The following is a 1,911-nucleotide window of genomic DNA, read 5'->3' on the forward strand; positions in this document are numbered from 1 at the left end:
CTGAATCACTGATAACTGATAAGTGGGTGGGTGAAATTAAATATAAGATGAACGTAGGTTGGGTTGAAGCATGAAACCCAACGCCCGCATGGGTTACGCTACCGCTAACCCATCCTACAAATAATTGTGCCTCCCTACTTAACTGGTAACTGATAACTGATAACTGATAACTGATAACTGACATGACCACCCAAAGCCCCCCCATTGTCTCCCTGCAAGCACCGAAAGATGTTTCCATCGATGTGATCGAGCAGGAACTGCGCGATATCTGGCAATCCTATAATGATAATGAGGATGGTATGGCCGCCACCCGGGCCACCACCTTTAGCTTTATTGTCTATGAACCCGATGCGGTACAGGAATTGTTAACCCTTCTCGGCTATTACACCGGCCCGATTGATGGTATTGCCGGTCCCCGGACTCACGCCGCGATCAAAGTCGCCCAGAAGGACCTAGAACTAGAAGTAACTGGGCTTTCTAGCGATGAATTTGTCGCTCGGTTAAGGGCGGCCTGGGAAGCGGAAAAAAACGCCGAGGACGGGGCTAATCATCGTCAATACGCCGCCGATTTGGATGCGATTGGGGTCGCAGATGCGATCGCTGCTTCCAATCCCTGTCGCATTATTACCCTCTGTCCCACCGCCGAGGCCGATGAAGGGGTGAAAGCCTCCGTTTCTGCCTATTGTCCCGTTAACAAACGTAGTCAGAATACTTTAGTTTGCTGTGAATACGTTACTTTAAGCGGTACAGCGGAAGCTTTGGAACGAATTGGCGGCATTATTTCCGAGTTAACTATTCCCAGTTTGCCCAAATTTCTCTGGTGGAAAGCCAGTCCCGACGGCGAATATGGACTATTTAAGCGTTTGGCCAGTCAATGTGATACGATTATCGTCGATTCCAGCACTTTTCGGGAACCGGAAACGGAACTGCTGCAGGTGGGGGATTTATTAGCAACAGATGTACCATTAGCTGACCTGAACTGGAGTCGTCTCGCCCCTTGGCAAGAACTAACCGCCGAGGCTTTTGATCCACCGGAGCGCCGGGATGCTATTCTGGAAGTCGATCGCATCACTATTGATTACGAAAAGGGCAATCCTTGCCAAGCTTTTATGTTCCTCGGTTGGATGGCCAGCCGGTTACAATGGCGACCGGTGGGATATAGTCACCGGTCGGGAGATTACGCTATTCATCGGATTAGCTTCCTCGGTCAGGACCAGCGTTTAATTGAGGCAGAATTAGCCGGTGTTCCCGTGGCCGATTGGGGTGAAGTACAAGGAGATCTGATTAGTATTAAACTCACTTCTACTAATCTTCAGGCTGATTGTTGTACGGTAATTTGTTCGGGAACTACTGGCTGTATGCGGATGGAAGCTTCGGGAGGGGCCCAATCTTGCCGCGTTGAACAAGTGTCCCATCTGGAAGACCAAAAAACAGAAACTCTGCTAGGTAAACAGTTACAGCGTTGGGGCCAGGACGTGCTTTATCAAGAAAGCATGAAAGTCACTAGCGCTATCCTCAAATTATCCCAACCGGATTAGCAAATTAGCAACAATAATCCCACCCACTTTGGAGAGACCTTGTTAACAAGGTCTCTCGATATTTATCCGGCAGTCAGCACCTGATTAAAACCGATAATTATAAGTAGGTAGGCGTTAAAAATTATCAGACACCCCCCTTATCAAGGGGGGCAGGGGGGATCGAACCTAAAATCCATTTTTAATTTAATTATAACCAGCTACTTACCTTTTCAGAAAACAGGTTATCATAAAAACAGAGCTTTGCTTTCAAGGGGGCAATATGGTCGCAACCACTGAGAAACGCTACACAGTCGCAGAATACTTTCAACTAGAGGAAACTGCCACCGACAGACACGAGTATCGAGATGGAGAAATTATTATTATGACTGGGGGA

1 protein-coding gene and 2 pseudogenes are annotated in these 1,911 nt (G+C 47.9%); 2 read left to right on the forward strand and 1 reads right to left on the reverse strand.

Annotated elements, in window-relative coordinates; translation table 11 throughout:
• Positions 1-184: pseudogene (locus PX481_RS28690) on the reverse strand (hypothetical protein); the annotation flags it as partial.
• On the opposite strand from PX481_RS28690, the gene opcA reads away from it, so the two are divergent.
• Together opcA and PX481_RS28700 are read left to right on the forward strand one after the other, a co-directional pair.
• A complete protein-coding gene (gene opcA / locus PX481_RS28695) occupies positions 183-1,538 on the forward strand; it encodes a glucose-6-phosphate dehydrogenase assembly protein OpcA (RefSeq protein WP_002757151.1) in 1,356 nt (451 codons plus the stop codon). The pseudogene PX481_RS28690 and the gene opcA sit on opposite strands and share 2 nt — an antisense overlap.
• Before the next feature lie 259 nt (positions 1,539-1,797).
• Positions 1,798-1,911, forward strand: a pseudogene (locus tag PX481_RS28700) (Uma2 family endonuclease); the annotation flags it as partial.

The sequence above is a fragment of the Microcystis sp. M53603_WE2 genome (assembly GCF_030065435.1).

Coding starts and splice junctions, on each gene's coding strand:
- opcA (WP_002757151.1), top strand. CDS start 183: ATGACCACCCAAAGCCCCCCCATTGTCTCCCTGCAAGCACCGAAAGAT.